We start from the raw sequence: 25,356 nt of genomic DNA, 5'->3' as shown, positions 1-25,356 counted from the left end.
GGCTCGGACAGCAGTTCGCCCGCCGCTTCGTGCAAAAAGAATACATCGCGATCGTAAAGGGAAGGCCGCCCGCTCTCGCAGGCGACATCAAAACGCAGATCATCCGCGATCCGAAAAACAGAAAGCGTTTTAAAGCCGCGACTCAGACGGAAGACGGAAAGAGCGCACGGACGATTTACCGCTGCATCGCCTCTTACGGAAACTATTCGCTTATGCGCCTGCGTCTCAAAACGGGGCGCACGCATCAAATACGGGTACACATGAAATACATCGGCTGTCCGATTTTGGGAGATACGGTTTACGGAAAAAAAGACGATGTTTTTCCCGAAGCTCGCCTCATGCTCCACGCAAAAAAATTGACGATACGCTTGCCGGGTAAAAAAAAGTTTTCGACGTTCCGCTCGGCCGTTCCCGATCGCTTTCGAACGACGCTTTCTTTTCTCAAAAAAAACTATCCGAAAGAAGTGCCCGTGTGGGGAAAAAATCATGCAAAGAAAAAGAGATGACATGCCGATCTCACGGATCGAAGTGATCCGCGAAGCGTCGAAGGATTCGCCTTTTTTAATAATCAAAAAACCGCGCGGCACGGCATCCGCTCCGTTTTTTGAAGGAGAAAAAAACTGCGCCGTAACGCTTGCCGCATCCCTCTTTCCCGAACTGCAAAACGTCAAAGGCAAAAAGCCGTGCGAATACGGTTTGATTCACCGGCTCGATACGCAGGCATCGGGACTTTTACTCATCGCGGCGACGGACGAAGCGTATGCGTTTTTTTTCGAAGCGCAAAAAAAAGGCGATTTTATAAAGATATACCGCGCGCTTTGCAGCGACGACGAGGGGAATGCGGCAAGGCTTGGCGGATTTCCGAAACCCGTTTCGGTGCGTCCGTTGAAAGCGGGAGATGAGTTTTCCGCATCGTCTTATTTTCGCGCATACGGAAAAGGGAGAAAAAGCGTGAGACCCGTTACCGAAAATTCGAACGAAGCGGCGTTGAAAAAAAAAGGAAGCGCGCTCTATACGACGCATATAAAAATCGCCGAGCGGACGGCGGAGGGCATCATTGCGCAGTGTTCGATCGCAAAGGGTTTCCGCCATCAAGTGCGCTGCCATCTTGCGTGGAACGGACTTCCCGTCGTCGGAGACGAACTGTATAACGCAGGCTTCGGAGGCGAAGCGCTCGAATTCGAATGCGTCGCCCTTGAGTTTACAAATCCCGTGACGGGAGAGCGGGTGAGGGTAAGTACCGATTTCGTTTAGCCTCCGAAAAGCCGATACGGGCTTATCAATCGGGGAGTGACGCTACCCGATTGATTCTGTCCTTTTTTCAATTCTGCGTTAAGGTATTTCCGGTTCGCCATAATAATATAATTCGTATTGACAAAATAGCGCAGTTGAAAATTCAAGTACGATATTATTTTTTACACAGACAACACATTATCGTATATAATCGTTATATGCAAAGATTTAATTCAATCAGTATTCGTATTTTTATATTTCTATCTTCACTCGTTATCATTATATGTATGTTATTCTTAGTTATAGGAAACATATATTGGAAAAAGCTAAAAAAACAAAATATTCGCCACCATCTTGAAATAACGAATACAACAAAAGAAAAATTAAATATAATTTTAGAATCGCTTGATGACACCATGTACTTAACGAAAAACAATAATGCTATTGTATCTTATGTAAACTCTCCTGGTCGAAAACATAATGAACGGGAGAAAATAAAAAAATTGTTTGAACACATTGTTGATACGAACATTGCAATCAGCCGAATTCACTGTATATGCAAAGACGATTACATATGCAGTGTTCCCGATGCCCAAAACACGGATACGGAAGCATATTATACGATCTTTCATCGTTATGAAAAATCCGGTAGCTACGAAAATACATGGCTATATATACAAAAAAAATTGCTGTTTTTTTCACCGTTATTTGATGATGTAAATCGCAGCTTTTTCGGCGTTATTATTTTTGAAATATCTTATCCTGAAATTTACAGGATATTCATAGAATCTTCCATTAAGATAAATGACAAAGCACTCATCATCGATGAAAATAATAATATAGTATTGTATTATCCGGTTTTAACCGATTATAAAAAATTATTAAACCATGATGTTTTATCTTTGCCTGAAAATAGTTATATGGAAAGCAGTTTATACTCAAAGCCTGCTTTAATAGTATCATCAAAATTATATAAAACCAATTGGAAACTTATACGATTTATACCCATTTCATCCGCTTTGGAAGAATTTAATTCTATTTTTTTTACTGCAAAATATTTTATACTTATTTTGATTTGTATAATCATTTTGTATACTCTTATATTAACGCAAACAATCACTAAACCAATTGCCTATTTAAGCGATATATGTGATAAAGTAGCTGCAGGCAATCTGTACATTTCAAGTAAATTAAAACGAAACGATGAATTGGGTAAACTGTCTGAAACAATCAACGCGATGCTGGAACAAATAAGAAATCTATTTATAAAAGAACAAAAAAATCAACAGGAAAAACTTCAAATGGAATTGCAGGTGTTACAAAGTCAAATAAATCCTCATTTCCTGTATAATTCACTTGAAAATATAAAACAGTTAGCACTTTTACAGGGAACAGTAAATATTGCCGAATGCAGTTCAGCTCTTATAAGCGTATTGCGTTATAATATGAATACAAAATACAATGCAAATTTAGAAGATGAAATCAAAAATGTTCAAAATTATTTAACAGTTCAAAAATACCGTGCGTCCGTTTTATTTAAAACCAAAACAAAAATTCCAAAAAATACGAAAAATTGCATGGTATTACGCTTTATGCTGCAGCCGCTTATCGAAAATACCATATACCATGGTTTTACCGATTATAAAAGGGACGATTATTTTATTCAAATTATAAGTTCGATAAATAATGATACGCTGATTATAGAAATTATAGATAATGGTGAAGGTATGTCAAAAGACATACAAAATAAACTAAATAAAATGGAATACGTTCAAAATAAATCAACTCAATCCCTGCATAATATAGGTATTCGAAATGTACAAACCCGAATACAATTGTATTTCGGACAAGAATACGGTTTATATTTTTACAAAAACTCTTTTTCCGGAACAACTGTAAGAATTACGCTGCCTTATAAGTTTTCAACATAATCACAAAATATTTTCAAACAGTTAAAAATATTTACAATACGATACATTTCATAATCTAAAAAAAGATAAACTTATAAAAAAAAATAATGCTACCAATATCATCGGAACTACCTTATAATCATTTTAACATATAATACATACGGAATTGGAGGTATTGTGTTATGAATAAAAAAATTTACTTGGCTGCAGTTTTGATTTTACTTGTAATCTTGCAATTAGGATGTACACAAAAAAAAGTAACTGCAAAATCGACGTCAAACGGTCAATTTGATTGGAAAGCATTTAGCGGTACTACAATTGAAATCCACATGGTTCAGCATACCGCTGCGGAAGCTATGATTTCAAAAATCAAGGATTTTGAAGACTTAACGGGCATTCATGTAAAATATTCCATTACCCCCGAATCCAGTTATTTTGATAAGGTTTCCACATCTCTTTCCAGCGGTTCGGGTAGTCCCGATGTGTTTATGTCCGGTGCATATCAATTATGGGATTATTCAAGCGCAGGGTATGTAGAAGATATTGATACCTTTTTAAACAACTCTGCAATGGTCACGCCGGATTATGACTTTGCGGATTTTGTTCCGAGTGGTGTAAATGCGTTACGATGGACCGGCGTACCGGGTGCTGCAGTCGGCAGCGGAAAACGTTTGGGACTTCCGCTTGCGTTTGAAGTATATATGATGGCTTACAATAAACGAGCCTTTAAACAAAAGAATCTGGAAGTTCCTAAAACTTATGAAGAATTATTACGTGTATGCGATGCTTTGCAAGGTTGGAACGGTCCCAATTCTTATGCGGTTGCTGTTCGCGGAGCACGCGATTGGGGAACGATTCACCCCGGTTATATGAGTTTCTATACTGCATGGGGTGCAAAAGATTTTGTCGTTGAAAAAGGTAAACTCGTTTCAAAGGTAAATTCAAAAGAAGCTGTTGCAATGACCGAGTTTTTTGTAGATATGATCAAACGCGGAGGAAGTTCTTCGTGGTCAAAGTACACATGGTATGATTGTGCTGTTGATCTCGGTTCCGGTATGGCGGCAATCGAAATCGATGCCGACAACAATCCTATCCATCAAAATTGGCCCGGTTCATCTGCGGAAGCCGGTAATATCGCTTTCGCTCCTTTACCGACAGCAAAGGTCGGAGACCCGGTTATTTCAAATTATTGGACATGGGCAATGGCAATTAATTCCGCTTCAAAAAATAAAGGAGCTGCATGGTATTATTTGATGTATTTTACAAGCAAAGATTTCTTGACTTATGCAACACTGCAAGGTAACAGTATGGATCCAGTACGTTCTTCAATATGGAAATTACCTGAATTTGTTGAAAAAATGAAAGTTCAGCCGGGTTATATCGATACATTTAATAAAACGATCGAGAACACCAGTATTTTGTTTACACCCCAGCCGTATTTCTTTGAAACGACAACGGAATGGGCGGCAACATTACAAGATATAGTTGCCGGAAAATACAAGAGTGTTCAGCAAGGCTTGGACAGTCTAAAGAAAAAGATGGACAACGCAGTAGAAGATATTCAACTGTAAAATACGTCAATCATAATCAGTATTTGAAAGGGGTGTTTAAAAACGGGAGCGTTTTTACCATCCCTTTCAAAATATATAGGAGGTGGTTGTGCTATGCCGAAAGGATATGCATCCGAAATACCCGGTTATATAAGAAGACGTCCATATTATATTATTGCTCCGGGATTGATTATTCTTATAGGAATTATGATTCCGTTTGCAGTTGCAATCTTTTTATCATTTACCAATTTTTCATTCCGTAATCCTAAATTCTCTCTTGTGGGATTCAAAAACTGGATACGAATGTTTTCCAGTAAAGTTTTTTGGCATGCTCTTTTTATAACTTTATTATACGGCATTGGCGCAACAACTGTACAAATGTTATTGGGGACGGGTATTGCGCTTCTTTTAAAAAAAGATACTTTATATGGCAGAATACTCAAAGTTTTGTTTACTTTTCCGTTAATGGTAGCCCCTGCCATTGCAGTTCTTATCTGGCAATTAATGACATCCAATTCCGTAGGAGTTTTGGAAAAATTATTAAATCTTTTTAATATATATGGCTTTCCTTGGGCTGCATCACACAAAACAGCTCTGTTTACCGCCCTGTTAATCGACACATGGGTTAATACCCCATTTGTACTCCTGCTTGTTCTTGCCGGTATACAATCACTGCCTAAGTCTCCGTTTGAAGCTGCAGCCGTTGACGGTGCAAACAGTTGGTTTATATTTAAAACCTTGACTTTACCCTTATTAAAACCCTTTATGTATATTGCATTACTATTCCGTCTGATGGCGTCATTGCAGGAGTTCGGTATTATTTTTGCTTTATCGAAAGGCGGGCCCGGAGATAGTTTGATGAATATTTCTCTAACAAGTTATATAAACGGTTTTATATATCAGAAACTTGCTGCTTCAATGCCGTATTTATTAGTACTATGGGTTTTTATCTATTTTACAGCACGATTTCTTGTTAAGCGACAGAGATTATTGGCAAAGCAAGCGGCCGGATTGTCAGCTTAAGGAGGTTATAATGATAAATTATAAAAAATATTCCCTGCTATCAATAGCAAAAGCCGTTATGCGTAATTTGTGTCTTACTGCATTCGCTATTTTTTCCTTATTTCCGTTGTTTTGGATGGTATTGTGTTCATTTAAATCGGATACAGAAATGTATAATACGGTGTTCAGATTTACACCGACACTTGAAAATTATCAAAAAGTTCTTATCGGTACAAATTATTTTAAGACCTTTGTTCAAAATCTTATTATTGCAGGAGGTGCCGTGCTTATAACAATATTAGCCGGCGTACCCTGCGCGTATGCACTTGCACGGTATCAATTTAATAACAAAGAAGATATTGCATTTCAAATCTTGTCATTTAAATTTGCTCCTGAAATCATGGTTGTATTACCGATCTTTCTGATTTTTCAAAAAATAGGCCTGTACGATACTTATAGAGGACTTATTTGGGTATATCAGCTTATAACCATGCCTTTGGTTATATGGGTTGTCCGCGGTTATTTTGAGGAAATAAGTATTGAGATTGAACAAGCGGCACAATTAGACGGGTATACATGGTATGAGGTCTTTCTTAAATATCTATTACCTCTGATAAAACCAGGTTTGGTTGCATCGGCTCTGCTTGCTTTTATTTTTGCATGGAACAGCTTTACGTTTCCCATGATTCTTAGCGGCTTTAATATTCAACCAATAACAATTACCGCACTCCGCTATATAGCTTCAGATACTGTGCATTACGGACAAGTAGCGGTAGCTTCCTGTATCGCTGTTTTACCGGAAATAATAGTTGCTCTATTTATTCAAAAACACCTAGTCAGGGGATTGAGTTTCGGTGCTGTAAAAGGATAAAAGGAGCGAACGATGGCTAAAGTCGAACTGCACAATATAACCAAAGAATTTAAAAATACCGTAGCTTTAGACAATATAAATTTAACCATAAACGATAATGAGTTTTTTGTACTTTTCGGTCCGGCCGGAGCGGGAAAAACAACACTGTTGAAGATAATTGCAGGAGCGGAATTCCCTGAAATGGGAACGGTAAAAATCGGCGGAAAAATTATGAACCAAACGGAATCCAGAGAGCGTAATGTGTCGATGGTTTTCGAGAATTATGCTCTATATCCGAACCTGTCGGTATATAACAATATCGCATCCCCTCTTAGAAGTCGTTTATACAGACAAAATAAAAACGATATAGAAAATGCCGTCGTTAATATTACAAAGAAATTGAAAATAGATAATTTACTTGATCGAAAGCCGACACAGTTATCAAACGGACAGCGACAACGAGTTGCATTAGGGCGCAGCCTTGTCCGAAAACCGGATGTTTTTTTATTAGACGAACCTTTGGCACATCTTGATGCACGCTTACGAAACCTGATGCGCGCCGAGTTAAAAGAAATGCAAAGCTCTATAAATTCAACAACGATATATGTAACTCATGACTATATGGAAGCAATGTCGCTTGCAGACAGAATTGCGGTCTTGAATGAAGGTAAAATTATACAAATAGGCAGTGCAATCGAAATGTATTATTTGCCTCATAATGAATTTATAGGCCGACTCTTTGGAGAGCCGGAACTTAATATCATTGAAGGTGAATATACATCGGAAAAGAATCAATTATGCTTTCATGTTTTTAATCAGGAAGTAAAACTATATCCGGAAAAAGATGTAGTTGAAACATTACTCGCCAGAAAAAACTCCCGTATTCACATAGGCTTTAGAAGCCATGATGTTCGGTTTGCATTTACTAAACCTGCGGAAAATTGGATGCAAGGAAGCGTATATGCAATCGAACCGATCGGAAATAAAGTTATTATTACTGTTTTAGTTGGAACGGAAAAATTTGCATTGAGCTGCCCGAACGATACTCATGCGGACATCGATCAGACTATATATTTTAAATTGAATATGAAAAATGCGATATATTTTGATCCGAACACACTCGAATTTATAACTCGAAGTGAACAATCATTATATATGCGTTAAGAGTATTAACTATAACGGGAGTAAAGGGTATATGGCAAATCTTATTTTAAAGAATATTTATAAGAAATACGATATAAAAAAAACTCTTTTTGGAAAAAAGGAGTCGCAACAAGCTTACGCCGTAAATAATATCTCTTATGAATGTGCCGACGGCGAATTTATCGGTATTTTAGGTCCTTCCGGTTGCGGTAAATCAACTACGCTTAGAATGATTGCCGGACTTGAAGAAATCACAAGCGGTGATATGTACATTAATGATCAGAGAATTAATGATTTACATCCGAAAGACAGAGGTATAGGATTGGCGTTTGAAGACTATGCATTATACCCGCCTTTAACCGTATATGAAAATCTGGCATTTAATATGCGTGCAAAAAAGATTTCTGATAAAGATATTAAGGAACGAATTGAATATATTGCACCGTTATTAAAAATAGAAAAATTATTGGATAAAATGCCGGCGTCGTTATCAGGAGGTCAAAAACAACGTGTTAATATTGCACGTGCAATTGTCCGGAAGCCTCATATACTGCTTCTAGACGAACCCTTAAGTCATTTGGACGGTAAAATGCGCCAGCAATTACGTCAGGAAATAAAACGAATGCATCATGAAATCAAATGTACAACCATTATAGTTACTCATGATCAAATGGAGGCAATGTCGCTTGCAGACCGAATCATTATTATGAACGAAGGAGAAATTCAACAAATAGGCACTCCGCTTGAAATATATGATAATCCTGCAAATAGATTTGTAGCCGATTTTATCGGAGAACCGCCTATGAATTTACTGCAAACAAAAATAAAACAAAAAGGGAATTCTTTTATCTTTACTTTTGAAAACAGCAGTCTGGAATTAAAAGTTCCCGATAAATACAAAAAGATACTGCATAACGATATGGAGGTAACAATCGGGATTCGACCTACCGATGTGCATATTGATAAAGAGAAATCGTTGCATGCCGATGCAGTTGTTTCCGTTTATGAAAATTTGGGTGATGAAAGACGAGTATCTGTTTCTATAGGAAAAGCCGTGTTGTGTATGACTACGACCGATAATATTCAATATCGGCCTAAAGATATAATTTATTTGAGTTTTAATGCCGAAAAAATCCATTTATTTAATAACAAGACAGGTAAAAACCTGAATAGAACTTTGTAAAACGTATGTGTTAATTACATACAATATAAATCTTTATTAAGGAAGGATATTATGGAAAAACTTGGAAGTATTCCCAAAACAATGAAAGCACTGGTTGCGTACAGTAAAGATAAGTATGTGTTTGAAAATGCATATCCGACTCCGGTTTGCGGGGACGATGATATAATAATAAAAACCGAAGCATGCGGTGTTTGCGCCGGCGATATCAAATGTAAAAGCGGCGCGGCTATGTTTTGGGGGGATGACATACAACCTTCATGGGTAAAACCGCCTTTTATTCCCGGACATGAATTTTTCGGCCGTATCGTTCAAAAAGGAAAAAATGTAAAAGAATATGAATTGGGAGACAGAATTATTGCCGATCAAATCGTTCCGTGCGGAAAATGCAGATTTTGCAAAGACGGGCATTATTGGATGTGTCAACCTCACAATATATTCGGGTTTCAAACCGAAAATAACGGCGGCATGGCTGAATATGTGCGTTATCCTAAAACATGTGTTATTTCAAGAATTCCCGACAACATGACAGTAAAACAAGCGCTGCTCATTGAACCATACGGATGTTCAAAACACGCTGTAGATCGTGCAAACATAACAAATGAAGATGTTGTCGTTATCGCCGGAGCAGGAACATTAGGATTGGGGATGATAACTTATGCACGTATGAAAAATCCTAAAAAACTGATTGTACTCGATATGATTGAAAAACGATTGGAAAAAGCAAAAGAATTCGGCGCCGACTTGGTAATGAATCCTAAAAATACGGATATCATGAAAGAGATTATGAATCTGACGGACGGATACGGATGTGATATTTATATTGAAGCTACGGGACATCCGAACAGCGTTATCCAAGGTTTAAGTATAATACGCAAACTCGGACGTTTTGTCGAATTCAGCGTATTTAATGCAAGTACAACAGTCGATTGGTCCATTATAGGGGACAGAAAAGAACTTGATATCTTGGGAGCGCATTTAAGTCCTTATGCTTACCCCTTTGTTATTGAAAATATTATAAACGGCAAATTAAAAACCGAAGGTGTAGTATCAAAGACTTTCCCTATCGAACAGTGGGAAGAGGCTTTTGAGCATGCTACGGGAAAATATGGAGATTTCAAAGTCGCGCTGACATTCTAAGGATTATGTCCCGTATCGAACGGTATTCATTCGGTAAAAAATAGTGTATGATTTGCCGTTAGGAGGAGGAAATTATGAACTATTTACCGGAAAGCGATATCGGGACATTTTATAACAACCTAAAAGAAGATATGAAAACACTCAGCCGCTTGGAGACATAAAATGTTAAAAAAGTACGACAGATTATGTCGCATACTTATTGTTGATGATGAATTTTTGGTTCGAGTAGGTGTAAAAACAAGTATTGCATGGGAAAAAGCCGGTTTTACAATAATAGGAGAAGCGGCAAATGCAGTTGAAGCACTAAATAAAATAGCAGTTTTACAACCCGATGTAGTTGTTACCGACATATCAATGCCGGGTATGAACGGGTTAGAACTGATTGCCGAAATAAGAAAAAAATACCCCGATATTACCTGTGTGATTTTGACTAATTATGAAGACTTCAAATATGCACAAAATGCAATTGAGCTGGGCGTTTCATATTATTTATTAAAATCGGATCTGAATACAGACAGTATACTTCCTTTTTTTGAAAAACTGCGCTCCAATTTGCTTCCTAAGGCAACAAAAACCGTTCTTGCATATAACAAAACCGATCTATTAAAAAAATGGTTGCTGGATGCGTTGTATATCAGTCATGCAGATATTCATGCGTATTGTATCAATTGTAGCGATACTTATAATAAAGATGAAAAAATAAGAAATGCCTTTTTTTGTGATGATTTGTATATTGCTATAAAATACTCGGGAATACCCAAAAATGATATAACCAAGAACAACGATATGATCTACGGCATTATAGCGTCTGTTGCTGAAATAGTTTTTCCACGCTCAACTATAAATATTAAGTGTTTTGAGTATTTTTATGCTATTACTATTCTATTTCCAATTCAAGAAGATAAATTCACAACGTCGGATATTTTAAAAAAAACAACCGTTTTTGAACAAAAAATAAATTTATATTTCACGCTTAAACTCTACGGGGGCTTCAGCAGTGTAAATTCGGTTTCAAATATCTATGAACTGTTAAAAGAAGCGGAAAGTGCTCGGCAACAAAGTTTTTTTACTGAAAAATTTATTTTTTATTCCCCAACAATATTGCCGACAACACAGCCGGTACTTGACGGTATTGAACTTATTCGTCTTGTAGTAAAAGGCGATTATAACAGCCTTATCGAATTTATCCATGCTTTTTTTTGTAATTTACGTAAAGCCGGAAATTATACTTATCTTAAAACCGCTTTTTTAGGATTTATAGACATTGCTCAAATGACTGCAAAAAAATTACCGCAGTTTTTTTGTAATAAAGATGAAGCTTTTATTTTATCTTTTTTATCCGTAAAAGAAATAGAACAACATATTATCGATACATATGATGAAGTCTTAAAACAAAACGGTTGGGGCTCAAAAAAAAGTCTTAACTCAACCGTTCAAAAATGTATGGACTATGTATCAAAAAACTATCAAAGTAATATTTCGGAAGATATGGTTGCACGGCACTTAGAGATAACACAAAGTTATCTTTCTACTATCTTTAAAAAAGAAATAGGCGTGAATTTTATAACCTATATAACACGATATCGTATTGAAAAAGCAAAAGATTTATTAATACATACAAATATGAAAATATATGAAATAGCTGATGCCGTAGGGTTTTACAGTCCGTATTATTTCAGTAAAATATTTAAAAAATTGACAGGAAAAAGCTGTAAAATATTTAAAAATGAGCATGTAAATAACAATATAAAATCAGTTGAAGAAGTGGTAAAATAAACCGTCTTACCCGAAAAGGAGAAACACTGAGATAATACGTTGCATCCTTATCGCCTGAGGAAAACGTATATACATCGAATCCGTCAAATGAATTATCGCACGGCGGCCTGTCCGCGCAAATTTAAAAATGCATCAATATTTTTTATCCGCGTAGCCGATCCACCCGTCGTTTTCGACGAGCGTCTTTGCAAAACTGTCGAGCGTAAACGGATAGCTTTTCGAAAGGCTTCCCGCGATCAGCTTTACCTTTGCGCTGCCGTCGTCGTTTTGCACGATTTTGCATTCGGCGTCTTTATCCGAAAACGTGCGAAATATATCGTCTATCGATTTTTTATCGAGTTCGATCGCCATCATGCCGCAGTTGAACATGTTTTGCCGGAATATGCGCGCAAAGTTTACCGCGATGACGACGGAAATGCCGTTCACTTCGAGCGCCCACGGAGCGTGTTCGCGCGAAGAGCCGCAGCCGAAGTTTTCCCGCGTGATGATGACGCGCTTGCCGGCGATATCCGTTTTCGGATTAAAGCCATCGATCTTTAAATCTTCGAGCAGATAGGGCTTGAGCGCCTGCTTTGAAATTTCGGTAAGATACTTCGCCGGAATGATTTCGTCGGTGTTGATGTCGGAGCGGTCGAGAAAGAGCACGCTCCCTCCGAATTGTTTCACCTCATACCTCCTTTTAGGTCTCCTGATAAAGCGATGAATTGCATATCGTGCCGGCGATTGCCGTTGCGCTCGCCGTCGCGGGGCTCATCAAATGAACCATGCCGCCTTTTCCCATTCTGCCGTTAAAATTACGGTTCGTCGTGGATGCGCACACTTCTCCTTCTGCGAGCACTCCGTTCGACATGCCGAGGCACGCCCCGCAGGTCGGATTCGTAACGCAAAATCCTGAGTCCATAAAGATGTCGATGATGCCTTCTTTGAGCGCCGTTTTGTACGTTTTCGGAGTTGCAGGACTTACGATGGCGCGCACGCCTTCGGCTATGCGTTTTCCTTTCAGCACTTCCGCCGCGATGCGGAGATCCGATATGCGTCCGTTCGTGCAGCTGCCGATATAGACTTGGTCGACTTTCGTGCCTTTCATATCGCGCACGTTTTTGACCTCGTCGGGTTTGTAGCCGACGGTACACACGGGTTCGATTTCACTGCAGTCGATCGATATCGTTTTTTCGTATTCGGCGTCCGCATCGCTTGTCCACTTGGAGTAATCGGCGAGGGCGGCTTCTTTCGACGGATAATCGTCTTTAATAAATTCCCAGAGGTAGTCGACCGTGTGCATATCCGGAGCGCAGATGCCCGATGTGCCGCCTGCTTCGACCGCCATATTGCACAGCGTCATGCGCTCTTCCATGCCGAAACTTTCAATGACGGGACCGGTGAATTCCATAACGCGGTCGGTCGCGCCGTTTACGCCGATTTTTGCGATGATCGAAAGTATGACGTCTTTGGCAAAAACACCCGGACGGAGTTTTCCGTTTAAAATAAATTTAATCGATTTCGGTTCACGGAACGCGCACACGCCTTTTAATATGCCGACTTCGATGTCGGTCGTGCCGACTCCTGCGGCGAACGCGCCGAAAGCGCCGTGCGTACACGTATGCGAATCGCCCATGATGACGGTAAAACCCGGACGCACAAAGCCGCTTTCCGGAAAGATCGCATGACACACGCCGTTTCGACCGATATCGAAAAAGTCTTTGATATGCTGCCGGTGCGCCCAATCGCGCAGGATTTTTCCCTGCGCCGCCGTTTTGCTGTCTTTTGCAGGAGTGACGTGATCGATGACCGCTTTGATTTTATCGCTGTCGAATACGCTGTCTTTTCCGCGTTCGATCAGATCGGTGATCGCGATGGGAGTCGTGATTTCATGACAAAATACGCGGTCGAGTTTCAGTACCGATGTGCCGGGGAAGGGCGTGTCGAGCCTGTGCGCATCGAATATTTTTTGTGCTATTGTTTTACCCATGCTGCTGTGCTCCTAAAATATTTTTAGTATTACTAAATAATTACAGCATAGCTAAAACCGATATGAAGGTCAAGAACACCGTAAAAACGCTAGTCGAGAACATCGACGCCGAGCGCCGAAATGGCAGCGTTGATCGCAGTCAATACGCCATCATCGGCGTAATCGACGAGCACTTGCGCTTTGTCGGGAGATGCGGTAACGCTTGTAACACCGCTTACCGCACGGACGGCATCTTCAACTTTTTTTGCCGTATCGCCGTCGAACATACCGGCGACGTAAATCTTTTTTTGCATTTTGTACTCCACATTTTACTTATCGTCTTAAAAACGATTATAAATTAAAATAGGCGGCATTTCAAGCGTACGGATTCGTTTTGCCCAGCTGCCCGCAGGCGCCGGAAATGCTTTTTCCGCGATGCATGCGGAGCGTTACGTTGAGTCCGCCTTTTTCAAGACGCGAAACGAATTGTGCCGTTTCCTCCGGATCGGGCGTTACAAAGGAAAGCCCTTCCACGGGATTCCACGGGATGAGATTTACGTGCACATCCAAACCTTTTGCAAAGGCAATGAGAGAATCCGCATTTTTTTCACTCGTGTTTTTGCCCGAAAGCAGCACGGCTTCGAGCGTAACTCTTTTTCCCGTTTTTTCGATGTAGTACGAAATCGCCTGCCGTAAATCGCTCAAGGGATTTGTCAAAGAGGCCGGCATGAGTTCCCTCCGCAGCGTTTCGTCCGCCGTCGTAAGTGAGACGGCAAGGCGCACATCGGGGCCATTGTTCGCTAAATCGTATATGCCGCTCACGATGCCGACGGTCGATACCGTGATACGGCGGCTCGAAAGATTTCTGCCGCGCTTATCGGTGAGTACGGCGATCGCTTTTCGAAGGGCATCGAGATTTAAAAGCGGTTCTCCCATGCCCATAAAGACGATATTGTCGAGAGCACCCGCGTGCTTTTCAAGATATAAAAACTGTTCGACGATTTCTGCAGCGCTCAAATTTCTGGCAAGTCCGAGCGTTCCCGTTTTGCAAAAGGCGCAGCCCATCGCGCAGCCGGCTTGGCACGAGACGCAAGCCGTCTTCCGTGCCGCTTTATCGGTGAGGAGTACCGTTTCGACTGCAAGGTCGTCTTCCGTTTGTATCTGCAGCTTTACCGTGCCGTCGTCCGCTTTCAGCACATCCGACACCCGAGTCGACCGGAGAATCGCTTTTTCGGCAAGTGACGCCCGCAGCTCCGCGCTCAGATTCGTCATGGCATCGAAAGAATCGACTCCCTTTCCGATCCACTGAAATATTTGATTTCCGCGAAACGAGGGGGAGAGGGAAAGAGAAGCGCACAGCTCTTCGGGCAAGAAACCTGCGACTGCGACTTTATCCATAACTAGGATAGTATCCGACAAGAAAATTACTGAAATATAGCGTGCACATCAATAGATCGGCTTATTGTTTTTCAGCTTGTCGAGCATATCGCTTATAGGCGGACAGCGTATACTTTGCTTTTGAAAACTTTCGAGGGCGGAGACGGCATCCTGTTTTCTGTTGAGCTTTACATAGCAGTCGGCAAGGTCTATGTACAGACGGAAATTTTTTGCATCGTTTCGGATGAGGTTCGAAAGGCGTTCGGCCGCTTCTTCGTATTTGCCTTCGCCTTTACAGATGAGCGCAAGCCCGAGAGCCGCGTATACGTCGAACGCAATGTCGAGCGCTTTGTTGTAGTATTCGACGGCGGTTTTGTAGTCACCCGTATTGCGATACGCGTCGCCCGAACGAGTTAGAATCACTTTGTTATCGGGATCGAGTGCCAGAATTCTGTTCCAGTATTCGATGGAGCGGTACTGCTGGTTCATACCGCGGTAACAGTCGGCGAGCCCGAACAGCGCGTAAAAATTGTTCGGATCGAGTGCGAGCGCGCGTTCGAAATAGACGACGCCGCTTTCAAAGGTTTTAAGTTTTCTGTGACAGTTTCCGATCGACGTAAGCACACGGATATCGACGGCGTTTTCGTTGAGTTCGAGCATCTTCGCCCAATAGTAGAGCGCGTCTTTGTATTCTTTAAAGTCGTAGTGCAAGTGTCCGAGGCCGATGAGCGCGTACGCGTTGTCCTGTTCCATGTCGAGAACTTTGAGGTACAATTCTTTCGATTTTTTAAAATCGTGTATTTTCCGATATGCGTCGGCCACGCGCGTGAGAACTGTGATATTGCGGTCGTCGTGCACGAGGTACTGTTCCCAAATGTCGATCGCTTTACGGTATTGGTTGAGCGCTTTATAGCAGTCGGCAAGACCGAAGAGCGCGTAGTTGTTTCCCGGATGGTAGGAGAGGCAGTCGTTGTAATAGCCTATCGCTTTATTGTAGTTGCTTTGCTTGCGTTCCGAATCGCCGAGTCCGACGAGAGCGTAGTTATTGTTGTTTTCGATGTCGAGGATTTTTTTAAACATATCTTTCGCATCGGTGATTTTATTGTTCTTTAATAATTGGTAACCGTCTTTTGAAAGTTCCGAAATACGATCTGCGTTCACGTTTTCATCGACAGAGGATTCATCGGAAAAGAATTCTTCTTCGGTTTCCATTTCGGTACTTTCAATGCTTTCGATAGTTGCTTCCATGATGTATACTCCTTTGCTGCAATTATGCGTTTTTTTCTTGTAATATCGTCGATATGATGCGAGCCATGCATTCATAAATCGGTTCCGACTTCTTTGCATTATGTGCAAGCACATACTGCTTGAGCGCTTTAATCGTTTCGTTTTTTTTCGCGTACGCATCTCCGACGCGTGTCAATCCGTCGGAATACCCCGTCGCCGTAAATATCCTGCGCGCCTGTTCGATATTGCCTTCATTGAAAAGGGTATTGCCGGTACGGTTCAAGCCTGCTTTTTGTCCGGCAGACAGAGCGGCAAGGGGAGTATCGACGGTTTTAATAAATCCTGCGTTTCCCTGTTTTTCCGCTATCTGTTTTTGTAATTCATCCCTTATCATATGCGCAAAATTTAATAATAATTAATTATTACCCCTAGTATACTATGCTACCACATTTTTACGAAAAGTCAAGGATTTTTTTTATTTTTTTACTTATTTATTGAGTAAAAATCGACGATTGAGCGCCCGTAGCTGCGCATATCCGTGCGTGAAAGCTTTCCGATTTCGTCGGGCATCGCGTGTTCTTCGGGACGGTGCACGATGATCGTACCGCCGTTTTTGCACATATCGTTTTCCACGGCATTTTTTATCAATTCCGCGTGAAACTTATACGGAAAAGGCGGATCGAAAAAAATATAGTCGAAACTCGTCTTACATCGTTTAATAAAATATTCGACGGGCATAAAATGGCATTTGACGACGATGCCGAGCTCGCGTTCGACGACGGCGACGTTTTCGAGTATGACGGGAATTTTAATTTTATCCTTTTCGCACAATTCGACATGTTCCGCTCCGCGGGATGCCGCTTCGATCGCCAATGTGCCCGAACCGGAAAACAGATCGAGAAAGGATTTTCCCGAAAGATCGCCGAGGATTGCGAACACCGATTCGCGCATTCTGTCCATTGCGGGACGGATGACGCCTTTCGGGCATTTGATCTGCCGGCCTTTTAAAACGCCGCCCGTTATGCGCATGCTCAGTTATCCGCGTTGAGCGACCAATAAATGTCATCGCGTTCCAACGCTTGATTTTTTTGCGCAAAGTCGAAGGCGCGAAGGCCGGAAGCCGTGCGCGCCGACGGCATCGCACCCGCTTCGAGCAATACTTCGATGACGGCGGTAGAGCTCCCCGCGGCTGCCGCGTACATGAGCGGCGTTTTGCCTTCCCAAAAAGCGTTGAGCGGTACACCCTTATCGATAAAGCGGCGGACTTTTTCGCACTGAACGGAAAGCGGCACGTTTGAAGATGTGATCGTATGAACAAAGGCTTTTACGGTTTCGTTTTCGGTTGCGGCATACGAATCGAGGAGAAGCGAAACGATGTCGGGATTTTCCGAATATTCGGCTGCAATGACGAGCGGCGATACGCCGTACGAATTCTTTGTGCGGACGGAAGCTCCCGCGTCGATGAGCATACCGACGAGCGCCGAATCGTTCTGCACTCTCACCGCGTACATGAGCGGCGTCCAGCCTTCTTTGTCGCGCTCGTTTACATCGGCGCCGCTGTTAAGCAGCGTACGGGTAAGATCGGCGCTCGCACACTTTATCGAAAACATGAGCGGCGTAACGCCTTTTTCATCCTGCATATTGACATTTTTAATAATCGGCCCGCTCTGTACCGCTTCTATCGCCGCATTTTCGGCATCGGACGGCACATCGGCATAATCGTATAAAAAGGTTTTGCCGTAAGACGAAGACGGACGTACAGCGGGAGGGGGAAGGGAAGGTGGCGGAAGGGGTACGGCGGTGTCCGCTTCGGGCGCTTGCGGTACGATATCCGCTGCAGACTTTTCGCGTGCGGCGTCATCCTGTTTTTCAGGCACGGCGATTTCTTCACGTGCGGATGCGCCCGTTTCCGTGTTTTCCGAAGATGTATTGCTTTTTGCAGCGGGCTCGGTTTCAACCGCATCCGTTTCGGAAAGAGAGGTTTCGCCGGTTTTATCCGCCGTATCATCCGTTTCCAGAGGAACGGTGTCGTCCGCGTTTTGCGGTTCGGCTTCCGCAGTTTTTTTCTTTTTTTGTTTTACGGTTTTTGCAGATTCCGTTTTTCCGGCCGGTCGATCGAAATTTGCCGCTGCGGAAAGGAGCGGCACGCCTCCTTCGGTCGTTTGCTCGAGGAGCGCGATATCGTTTGCGGTTAAATACGATGCAACAAGCTCACGTATTTCGGAATTCGTTTCCGCGTATGAGGCGGCGTATCTGCCTTTTTTATCGAGCGTCATAAGGCGCTTGTGTATTTTCTTTTTCGACGCGCCGCCGGAACCGAGAATGCGGCGGAATGCATTCCGGTCGGTGCAGTATTCGCACGCGTATGAAACGGCCGTCCGCTTTTCCCGATTTTTTTGATCGGCACCGATACCCGCTTTAAGCAGCACGCGGATGACATCTTCGCTCCGATCGTGTATAATCGCCGTGATGAGAAGGTTGTTTCGTTCCTTTCCGATCGTGTGGAACGGGGCGTCTCCGTCGAATAAAAATGCGCGTTTGATTTGCTTCGCCGTGCCGGTTTGCATGAGCGAGAGATATTTATCGGCTGCGGATGCGGCAAGCGGAAAAAACGCCATGATGAAAAAAATTCGGAAAAATAATTTCATACCGATAGTATACACGATTGACCATTTTTCATCAATCTGATACTATAATAAAACACCCCTTGGAGCTTCGTATGAAGTTCCCAAATGTCCACAAGGAGATACCATGCGAAAATACGAACTGATGACCGTTTTCCCGCTCGACGAGGAAAAGTCAAAAAAAGGCGCTGACGATGTTCGCAGCGTTTTAAGCGAATTCGGAGCCGAAATCGAAAAAGAAGAACCCTTCGGCGACCGTGATTTAACTTACGAAATCAAAAAACAAAAACGAGGACGCTTTATCCTGTTTACGATGAAGCTCAATCCCGCAAAGATCGTCGAAATCAACAAACAGTTTAAACTCAACGCGAACATGCTCAAATACCTGTTTGTAAAACTCGACGATAAAGAAGCGAACTGAGATCGCAATCCCGCTTTCGGAGGCTGCAGTATGACGGATATGAATCATGTATTTTTGATCGGGCGCTTGACGAGAGACCTCGGCGCGGACGAACGCTCTTTTGCGTATGTCGGCAACGGACAGATGGCGCGGGCAAATATCAGCATTGCCGTCAACAGAAGCAAAAAAGAAGGCGAACAGTGGGTCGACGAAGTTAATTATTTTGATATAACGATTTGGGGACGAACAGCCGAAAACCTGAAACAGTATCTGCTCAAAGGAAAACAGATCGCCGTCGACGGCTATCTGCGGCAGGATCGCTGGCAAAAGGACGGACAAAACTTCAGCAAAGTCGTCGTCGTCGCGAATTCGGTACAACTGCTCGGCGGAAAGTCGGAGGGCGGACAAGCGTCCGGGGGTGCTCCGAGATTTCAGCCGAAAGCGGCAGCCGAAACGCAGGGACAATACGGCGCTTCATCATCGCCGGCAGATGACGGGTTCCCCGAAGATATTCCTTTTTAATATAATTGGAGATTATAATGGCAGACGAATTGAATAACGAAAGCGCAGCCGCTGTTTCGGCTGAAGAAAAGATGAACGCAGCCGCTCTCGATACGGCCACCATGAGCGACGACGAAGCGGAAGAAAAAGGAGCGGGAAGAAAGGGCGGCAAAACCTATTTCCGCAAAAAAGTGTGCCGCTTTTGTGCAAACAAAACGAAGATCGACTACAAAAACGCGGACAGCCTGCGCCGTTATATGACCGAACGCGGCAAAATTCTTCCGCGCCGCATCACCGGCACCTGCGCAAAACACCAGAGAGAACTTGCAGCGGCTATCAAACGCGCGCGCAATATCTGTCTGTTGCCCTACGTAGCCGACTGAAACCGATAATCGATTGATCGGGTATGCGATCCGACTCCTGGTGACGCGCCCGAACGATACGAAGCGCCGACGAAACCGAGCGATGATTTTTAAGCGGCGCAATACCATTTTTAAGAGGAGCTTGAACATGAAAGTCATTTTAAACACGGACATTAAAACACTCGGAGAAGAAGGAGACGTCAAAAACGTTGCCGACGGATATTTCCGTAACTTTTTGCGGCCGAGAAGACTTGCCGTACCGTACAATGCGGCGACCGTTGCATTCTTTGAAAGCCGTAAAGCCGAAATAGAAGCGCGCAAAGAGCAAAAGCGAAAAGATTCGGCGAGCCTCAAAGAAAAGCTCGAAGCGCTGCACTTGGAGATTACGATGCCGGCAGGCAAAAACGGCAAACTTTTCGGCGCGGTTTCCGCTCAAGTCGTTTCCGAACTGCTTGCAAAGCACGGATTCGAAATCGAGCGCAAACGCATCGAAATCCCGGGCGTTTCGATCAAATCGGTCGGAAATTATCACTTCAACGTAAAACTCTATGAATCGCAGATCGCGCAGATGGTCGTATCGGTAAAGGGTGAAGAAGACAAGAGCGCCGAAGGGAAAGCTGCAGACGACGACAAAGCGAAAAAAGCGGAAGCCGAAAACGCCGATGAAAATTCCGCAGGCGAAAGCGCGGAAACAGTCGCAGCGGAAACTTCCGAAAGCGTTTCGCAGGAAAGCGCGCAGTCGGACGGTGCCGAAGCGTAATTTCTTTGTCCTGATAAAACGCTGTCGCGGTCGATTTTCCGTTCGCAGCGCGTAAATATCGAATGGATTGCGGCGAAAGCCGGTGCGTTCCGAAAAGAGCGGCCGGCTTTTGTCGTCTAAAAATGCAAAGCTGTGGATATCTTGGGGATAATCTGTTGAAAGCGTGTGGAGAAAACTATGGCAGCTGCGATGTTAAAAGATAAGGTTCCGCCGCACAATGCGGAAGCCGAACAGGCGGTTCTCGGCGCGCTGCTCCTCGATTGGAACGCGGCGACGGATATCGTCACGATTCTCCGCACAGACCGCTTTTATTCGCTCCAAAATCAAATCATCTATCAGGCAATGGTATCGCTTTTGCAGCAAAATATCAAAGGCGATACGCTCACCGTTATCAATCAGCTGACGAAAGACGGCAGTCTCGAAAAAGCGGGCGGGGCGGCCTATATCGCCGATTTAACGGGCAAAGTGCCGACGAGCGCAAACATCGAATACTACGCCGATATCGTCCTCGACTGCGCCTATCGCAGAGATCTCATCAAAATCGCATCGGAAATGCATGCTTCTTCGTTCGATGAAACGCACGAAAGCATTGAGCTCATCGAAGAAGCCGAACAGAAAATATTCGCGCTTTCGCAGCGCAACGAAACGACAAAGATCCGCAGCATAAACGACGTGCTCGCCGAAACGATCGAGCTTATCGACAAGCGATACAAAAGCCGCAATCAGTTTACCGGCGTACCGTCGGGATTTTCGAAGCTTGACACGATGACAAGCGGTTTTCAAAATTCCGAATTCATCGTCATAGGCGCGCGGCCTTCGATCGGAAAAACCGCACTTGCGCTGTCGATGATGGAGTACATCGCCGTCGACCAGCAGATTCCGTGCGGATTTTTTTCACTCGAAATGTCGTACGAACTCATCGGCCAGCGCCTGCTGTCGCAAGTGTCGCGCATCCCGGGCAACAAACTGCGGTCGGGCTTTTTGCAGATGCAGGATTTTCAGCGCCTCCAAGACGCAGCCGGCCGCTGCTATAATGCGCCGCTTTTTATCATCGACACGCCGAATATGAAACTCCTCGATATCCGCGCGATGGCGCGCCGCCTCGTCGCCAATCAGGGCGTCAAAATCATCTTTATCGATTATATCGGACTTATCGTTACGGAAGACAGGAGCGCGCCCGTATTCGAACAGGTAGCGGAAATTTCAAAATCGCTGAAAGCGCTGGCGCGCGAACTTACGATTCCGATCGTCGCGCTTTCGCAGGTTTCCCGCGATGCCGAAGGCAACGAGCCTACGCTCGCGCAGATTCGCGGTTCGGGTGCGGTCGAACAGGACGCCGACGTCGTCATATTCATTCACCGCGACAGAAAGCGGGACGATCCTTATGAAGTGCAGGAAGCGAAGCTCATCGTAGCAAAACAGCGTAACGGCGCGACGGGCACCGTCGAAATGATGTTTATCCCGCCGTGTGCTAAATTCGAAAACAAAGCCGATCATTGAACGAAAACCGAAGCATTTTAAGCCGATTCCGAATTTCTTTGCAAAACTCGAAATCGACTCGTCACGATCCGGCGTTATTTTTTTACGGGATTCGGTATTTCCGTCAAATCGCTTTTTGCAAGCAGTTTGATTCTGCCGTTCGTTCCCGTCACGACGATCGCACTGTCGGAAACGGAAACGGGCGAACTCTCCATGAGCGGCACCTTCGATTTCAAAAGCAATTTCAGCGTTTCGTCGTACTTTGCGAGCACCCAATCGTTTCCGTCGCGGATAATACAGTAGTAATCCTTTCCGTCCCGGGCAAGTACGGAATTTTCGGAAACGGTTTCATCGCTTTCCTTTGTAATTTCCATATTGACCGAATCGAGGATAACGAGCTTTACCGTACCGTTTCCGGCATTTTTGCCGGCGATCGCGATAAAGCCGCCGCTTGCCGGATAATAGGTTCTATCGCGGATAAACGTGACGGGGGAAGCATGAATGACTTCGCCCGTCTGCGAATTGACTTTAACCAAACCCGAAAGAAGTTCGCGTTCGTCGGTCAGCTGCATACCGTAGACGGCACCCGCTCTCGCGTTTGCAGCATCGCGCTCGATAACTTCCTGCTGATCCTTTGCGATTTCCTTGCGCTCCTGCTGCGCTTCGGTTTCTTTTTTATCGGCTCGAGCCTGTGCTTCGGAAGCTTCGTCTTTTGCCTGCTTTGTACGCTCAGCCTGTTCGTCGGTTTTCTTTTGCTGTTCGTCCGCCGCCTGTTCTTTTTTGTCGGCGTCGGCCTGCGCTTTTTTGTCGTTCGGATTTTGCTCCGCTTTTTCCCGCGCTTTTTCCGCTTCTCGCTGTGCCGCTTCGTTTTTCTTTTTTTCTTCGTCGAGCTTTTTTTGCTCCTCGGTCGCGCGTTTTTGCGCACTCTGCGCCTGCTCGCTCGCTTTGTCGGCTTCTCGCTCTTTGATGTCGACCATCTGCTTGCGGCTTTCGATATTTCTGTCGTCATCCTCTTGCATCGATTCGACGACTTTTTTGTCGCTGATCGCCGACGTGTCGACCGTGCTCAAGCCGCCGTTTACGTCGTACAGCGGAATGACGATTTGACTGCGGCCGGGCCATTCGTCGTATCGAACCGAAAGACCGCAAATCTTTTCGGTAAGATTTTTCGTGACGATATTTTTATAGCGCGATTTGAAATAATCGATATTCGAACGGTAGACCGCGTTGTACACCGTTATAAAAACCGCAAGCGTATCGGCGTCCCGTTCGGAATAATTGTATGCCGCCGAAAGATATGCCGAAATGATGCGGCGAAGATTGACGATGTGATCGACCGTCGCATTTTTTCCGATAAAAAAGATATCGGCATCGAGCTTGCCTTTTTCCTTCGAGTCGACGGCGTGGATAACATAGTATTTTCCGCTGTCACCCGTCGTCATATACGCATCGCGCGAACGGGCGATGACGCGGCCGGACGAAGAGCCGATCGCTTTGATCGCCGAAAGCGAATCGATCCGTGCGTGCGGCCCGACGTAGTTGATAAATTCGATAGTACCGGAAACGCTCTTCAGTTCGGGTTCGTTTACCTGCGCCGCAAGCGCCGATACGAAAAACGCGGTACATGCAAAAGCCAGAGCGATTTTAAAAACAAAGCGATTATCCATCGGTATTCATCCGAAAATGATGCGGTCGGATGCTTTTAAAAATTTGTTTCAATTTTTTTAAGCCTCCGAGTTATATATCATATCGGCGTAATTATAGCATAGGGCAATTATTTTTGCTATCGTAAAAGCGCGCATTCGCAGAATCAATTTCATATCGATTGACATAACCGGCACGCGAAGAGTAAGATGATGAGCGTAAATTTTTGAAAAAATAACAGCGAGGTTCGTATGAAAAAAGCGACGGCTTTGGCGGCGGTTTTGTTTTTGGCGTTTGTAGCATCTGCGTTCGGCGACGACGGTATGCAGATAAAGATAGACAACTATTCCATAACGATTCCTTCGCTTTGGCTCGCACAGCGGACGGATTCCGCGACCGTGTTTATCCTGTATTCGCCGCTTGAAGAAAACGATACGTTTCAGGAAAACGGCAATTTGACCGTAGAAAAACTTCCGTCAAAATATTCGGTAAAAGCATATTTAAAAGCGGGAAGGGAAGTGCTGAAAAAGCTTTACGCGAATTTTAAACTCATCGAAGAAGGTGCCGATTATCAGATATTTTCAGGCGAGCTCAACGGAATCGCTTTGCAGCAGATGCAGTTCGTGTCGATCAGCGGAACCGAAGCGTACGTATTGACTTTTTCTTCGACTCCCGAAGATTTCGACCGCTACGCGGATACGTTTAAAGCGATTTACAGCACGTTTACGTATTGAGAGAAAACCGCCGAGCGGCTTCGGATGCCGAAATGCGAAAAAAGATTTTTTATGTAATCGGTTCGTGTGCTTTTTTATGCATACTCTTTTTAGGTATGCAAAATTGCGGCATAATACCTTATCGTAAAACGATCCGCGCGGATTACGAAAATGAAAAATTGATATTTTATAAATTTCGCACCCGTAGAATGTTCGGCTTAAATTTAAAAACGGACGCGAATCTCTCAATATTTATAGAAGCGGCACATTGTAAAACGAAATACAGAATATTCAATAACTATGAGAAAAAAATAATGTTAACGAATTCCGAAAACATATTTTTTGACGAACTCATAAAACTTTGTAAACAATATGATGAAAGTAAAATTTATATACTGAATATCGTATGTACCGTTAACAATACGGCAGATGATTTTCTTTCCATGGTTGACGCACGTAATGATATAAAAAGCTTTTTACCGTATACTGTATTTGCGCGAAATAATTACCGTTCAAAGAATTATATTATTAAATTTA

25 protein-coding genes are annotated in these 25,356 nt (G+C 43.5%); 16 read left to right on the top strand and 9 right to left on the bottom strand.

Annotated features, from left to right (window positions below):
* The 10 genes from HMPREF0860_RS10135 to HMPREF0860_RS10090 form a co-directional block, all read left to right on the top strand.
* Window positions 1–506: RluA family pseudouridine synthase (locus HMPREF0860_RS10135; protein WP_021495727.1), on the top strand; the 506-nt coding region annotated here is incomplete at its 5' end.
* Window position 507: 1 nt separating this feature from the next.
* A complete protein-coding gene (locus tag HMPREF0860_RS10130) occupies window positions 508–1,254 on the top strand; it encodes a pseudouridine synthase family protein (RefSeq protein WP_021331345.1) in 747 nt (248 codons plus the stop codon).
* 197 nt (window positions 1,255–1,451) lie between these two features.
* Complete coding sequence (locus tag HMPREF0860_RS10125) at window positions 1,452–3,164, top strand: sensor histidine kinase (protein ID WP_156002189.1); 1,713 nt, start codon at window positions 1,452–1,454, stop codon at window positions 3,162–3,164.
* Window positions 3,165–3,325: 161 nt separating this feature from the next.
* The gene (locus HMPREF0860_RS10120; RefSeq protein ID WP_021331343.1) at window positions 3,326–4,714 is read left to right on the top strand and encodes an extracellular solute-binding protein; all 1,389 of its coding nucleotides are present in this window, start codon (window positions 3,326–3,328) and stop codon (window positions 4,712–4,714) included.
* A 93-nt stretch (window positions 4,715–4,807) separates the two neighbouring features.
* Window positions 4,808–5,716 (top strand): carbohydrate ABC transporter permease, encoded by a 909-nt coding sequence (locus HMPREF0860_RS10115; protein WP_021331348.1) that lies wholly within the window; start codon window positions 4,808–4,810, stop codon window positions 5,714–5,716.
* A 10-nt stretch (window positions 5,717–5,726) separates the two neighbouring features.
* Window positions 5,727–6,566: a carbohydrate ABC transporter permease gene (locus HMPREF0860_RS10110; RefSeq protein ID WP_021495743.1), complete on the top strand. Its 840-nt coding sequence runs from the start codon at window positions 5,727–5,729 to the stop codon at window positions 6,564–6,566.
* Between the two features lie 12 nt (window positions 6,567–6,578).
* Complete coding sequence (locus tag HMPREF0860_RS10105; protein ID WP_021495737.1) at window positions 6,579–7,709, top strand: ABC transporter ATP-binding protein; 1,131 nt, start codon at window positions 6,579–6,581, stop codon at window positions 7,707–7,709.
* Window positions 7,710–7,740: 31 nt separating this feature from the next.
* Complete coding sequence (locus HMPREF0860_RS10100; protein WP_021495734.1) at window positions 7,741–8,871, top strand: ABC transporter ATP-binding protein; 1,131 nt, start codon at window positions 7,741–7,743, stop codon at window positions 8,869–8,871.
* A gap of 51 nt (window positions 8,872–8,922) precedes the next feature.
* Complete coding sequence (locus HMPREF0860_RS10095; protein ID WP_021495735.1) at window positions 8,923–10,008, top strand: alcohol dehydrogenase catalytic domain-containing protein; 1,086 nt, start codon at window positions 8,923–8,925, stop codon at window positions 10,006–10,008.
* A 162-nt stretch (window positions 10,009–10,170) separates the two neighbouring features.
* On the top strand, window positions 10,171–11,784 hold the full coding sequence (locus HMPREF0860_RS10090) for a response regulator (protein WP_021329374.1): 1,614 nt from the start codon (window positions 10,171–10,173) through the stop codon (window positions 11,782–11,784).
* Window positions 11,785–11,916: 132 nt separating this feature from the next.
* Here the strand turns inward: HMPREF0860_RS10090 and HMPREF0860_RS10085 are convergent, their stop codons facing one another.
* From HMPREF0860_RS10085 to HMPREF0860_RS10050, 8 genes are all read right to left on the bottom strand, one after another.
* Window positions 11,917–12,450, bottom strand: a complete 534-nt coding sequence (locus HMPREF0860_RS10085; protein ID WP_021329367.1) for a 3-isopropylmalate dehydratase small subunit — start codon at window positions 12,448–12,450, stop codon at window positions 11,917–11,919.
* Window positions 12,451–12,463: 13 nt separating this feature from the next.
* On the bottom strand, window positions 12,464–13,753 hold the full coding sequence (locus HMPREF0860_RS10080; RefSeq protein WP_021329359.1) for a 3-isopropylmalate dehydratase large subunit: 1,290 nt from the start codon (window positions 13,751–13,753) through the stop codon (window positions 12,464–12,466).
* A gap of 89 nt (window positions 13,754–13,842) precedes the next feature.
* On the bottom strand, window positions 13,843–14,046 hold the full coding sequence (locus HMPREF0860_RS10075) for a heavy-metal-associated domain-containing protein (protein ID WP_021329373.1): 204 nt from the start codon (window positions 14,044–14,046) through the stop codon (window positions 13,843–13,845).
* 61 nt (window positions 14,047–14,107) lie between these two features.
* Complete coding sequence (rlmN, locus tag HMPREF0860_RS10070) at window positions 14,108–15,130, bottom strand: dual-specificity RNA methyltransferase RlmN (protein ID WP_021329358.1); 1,023 nt, start codon at window positions 15,128–15,130, stop codon at window positions 14,108–14,110.
* A gap of 48 nt (window positions 15,131–15,178) precedes the next feature.
* Window positions 15,179–16,357 carry a tetratricopeptide repeat protein gene (locus tag HMPREF0860_RS10065; RefSeq protein ID WP_021329355.1) on the bottom strand — a complete coding sequence of 393 codons (1,179 nt, stop codon included), beginning with the start codon at window positions 16,355–16,357 and terminating at the stop codon, window positions 15,179–15,181.
* Between the two features lie 22 nt (window positions 16,358–16,379).
* Window positions 16,380–16,730, bottom strand: coding sequence for a hypothetical protein (locus HMPREF0860_RS10060; protein WP_021329376.1), 351 nt, complete (start codon window positions 16,728–16,730; stop codon window positions 16,380–16,382).
* A gap of 89 nt (window positions 16,731–16,819) precedes the next feature.
* The gene (rsmD, locus tag HMPREF0860_RS10055) at window positions 16,820–17,365 is read right to left on the bottom strand and encodes a 16S rRNA (guanine(966)-N(2))-methyltransferase RsmD (protein ID WP_021329365.1); all 546 of its coding nucleotides are present in this window, start codon (window positions 17,363–17,365) and stop codon (window positions 16,820–16,822) included.
* A 2-nt stretch (window positions 17,366–17,367) separates the two neighbouring features.
* The gene (locus tag HMPREF0860_RS10050) at window positions 17,368–18,984 is read right to left on the bottom strand and encodes an ankyrin repeat domain-containing protein (protein ID WP_038080358.1); all 1,617 of its coding nucleotides are present in this window, start codon (window positions 18,982–18,984) and stop codon (window positions 17,368–17,370) included.
* A gap of 103 nt (window positions 18,985–19,087) precedes the next feature.
* Between HMPREF0860_RS10050 and rpsF the strand changes: the two genes are divergently transcribed.
* The 5 genes from rpsF to dnaB all read left to right on the top strand — a co-directional run bounded on the left by rpsF (window position 19,088) and on the right by dnaB (window position 22,483).
* A complete protein-coding gene (gene rpsF / locus HMPREF0860_RS10045; RefSeq protein WP_021329362.1) occupies window positions 19,088–19,381 on the top strand; it encodes a 30S ribosomal protein S6 in 294 nt (97 codons plus the stop codon).
* Between the two features lie 30 nt (window positions 19,382–19,411).
* Complete coding sequence (locus HMPREF0860_RS10040) at window positions 19,412–19,882, top strand: single-stranded DNA-binding protein (RefSeq protein WP_021329356.1); 471 nt, start codon at window positions 19,412–19,414, stop codon at window positions 19,880–19,882.
* Between the two features lie 101 nt (window positions 19,883–19,983).
* On the top strand, window positions 19,984–20,244 hold the full coding sequence (rpsR, locus tag HMPREF0860_RS10035; RefSeq protein WP_231364258.1) for a 30S ribosomal protein S18: 261 nt from the start codon (window positions 19,984–19,986) through the stop codon (window positions 20,242–20,244).
* A gap of 127 nt (window positions 20,245–20,371) precedes the next feature.
* On the top strand, window positions 20,372–20,983 hold the full coding sequence (gene rplI / locus HMPREF0860_RS10030) for a 50S ribosomal protein L9 (RefSeq protein WP_021329377.1): 612 nt from the start codon (window positions 20,372–20,374) through the stop codon (window positions 20,981–20,983).
* A 177-nt stretch (window positions 20,984–21,160) separates the two neighbouring features.
* Window positions 21,161–22,483: a replicative DNA helicase gene (dnaB, locus tag HMPREF0860_RS10025; RefSeq protein WP_021329366.1), complete on the top strand. Its 1,323-nt coding sequence runs from the start codon at window positions 21,161–21,163 to the stop codon at window positions 22,481–22,483.
* 74 nt (window positions 22,484–22,557) lie between these two features.
* Here dnaB and HMPREF0860_RS10020 read toward each other — a convergent pair whose 3' ends face one another.
* Window positions 22,558–24,129 (bottom strand): P83/100 family protein, encoded by a 1,572-nt coding sequence (locus tag HMPREF0860_RS10020; RefSeq protein ID WP_021329363.1) that lies wholly within the window; start codon window positions 24,127–24,129, stop codon window positions 22,558–22,560.
* Between the two features lie 228 nt (window positions 24,130–24,357).
* Here HMPREF0860_RS10020 and HMPREF0860_RS10015 point away from each other — a divergent pair, with 228 nt between their 5' ends.
* On the top strand, window positions 24,358–24,840 hold the full coding sequence (locus tag HMPREF0860_RS10015; RefSeq protein WP_021329371.1) for a hypothetical protein: 483 nt from the start codon (window positions 24,358–24,360) through the stop codon (window positions 24,838–24,840).
* Window positions 24,841–25,356: the final 516 nt, after the last annotated feature.

It is taken from the genome of Treponema socranskii subsp. socranskii VPI DR56BR1116 = ATCC 35536, assembly GCF_000468115.1.
GTDB classification, from domain to species: Bacteria; Spirochaetota; Spirochaetia; order Treponematales; family Treponemataceae; genus Treponema_D; species Treponema_D socranskii.
Note: the sequence above shows the minus strand (reverse complement) of the source record. Positions and strands in the feature narration are given on the sequence as shown.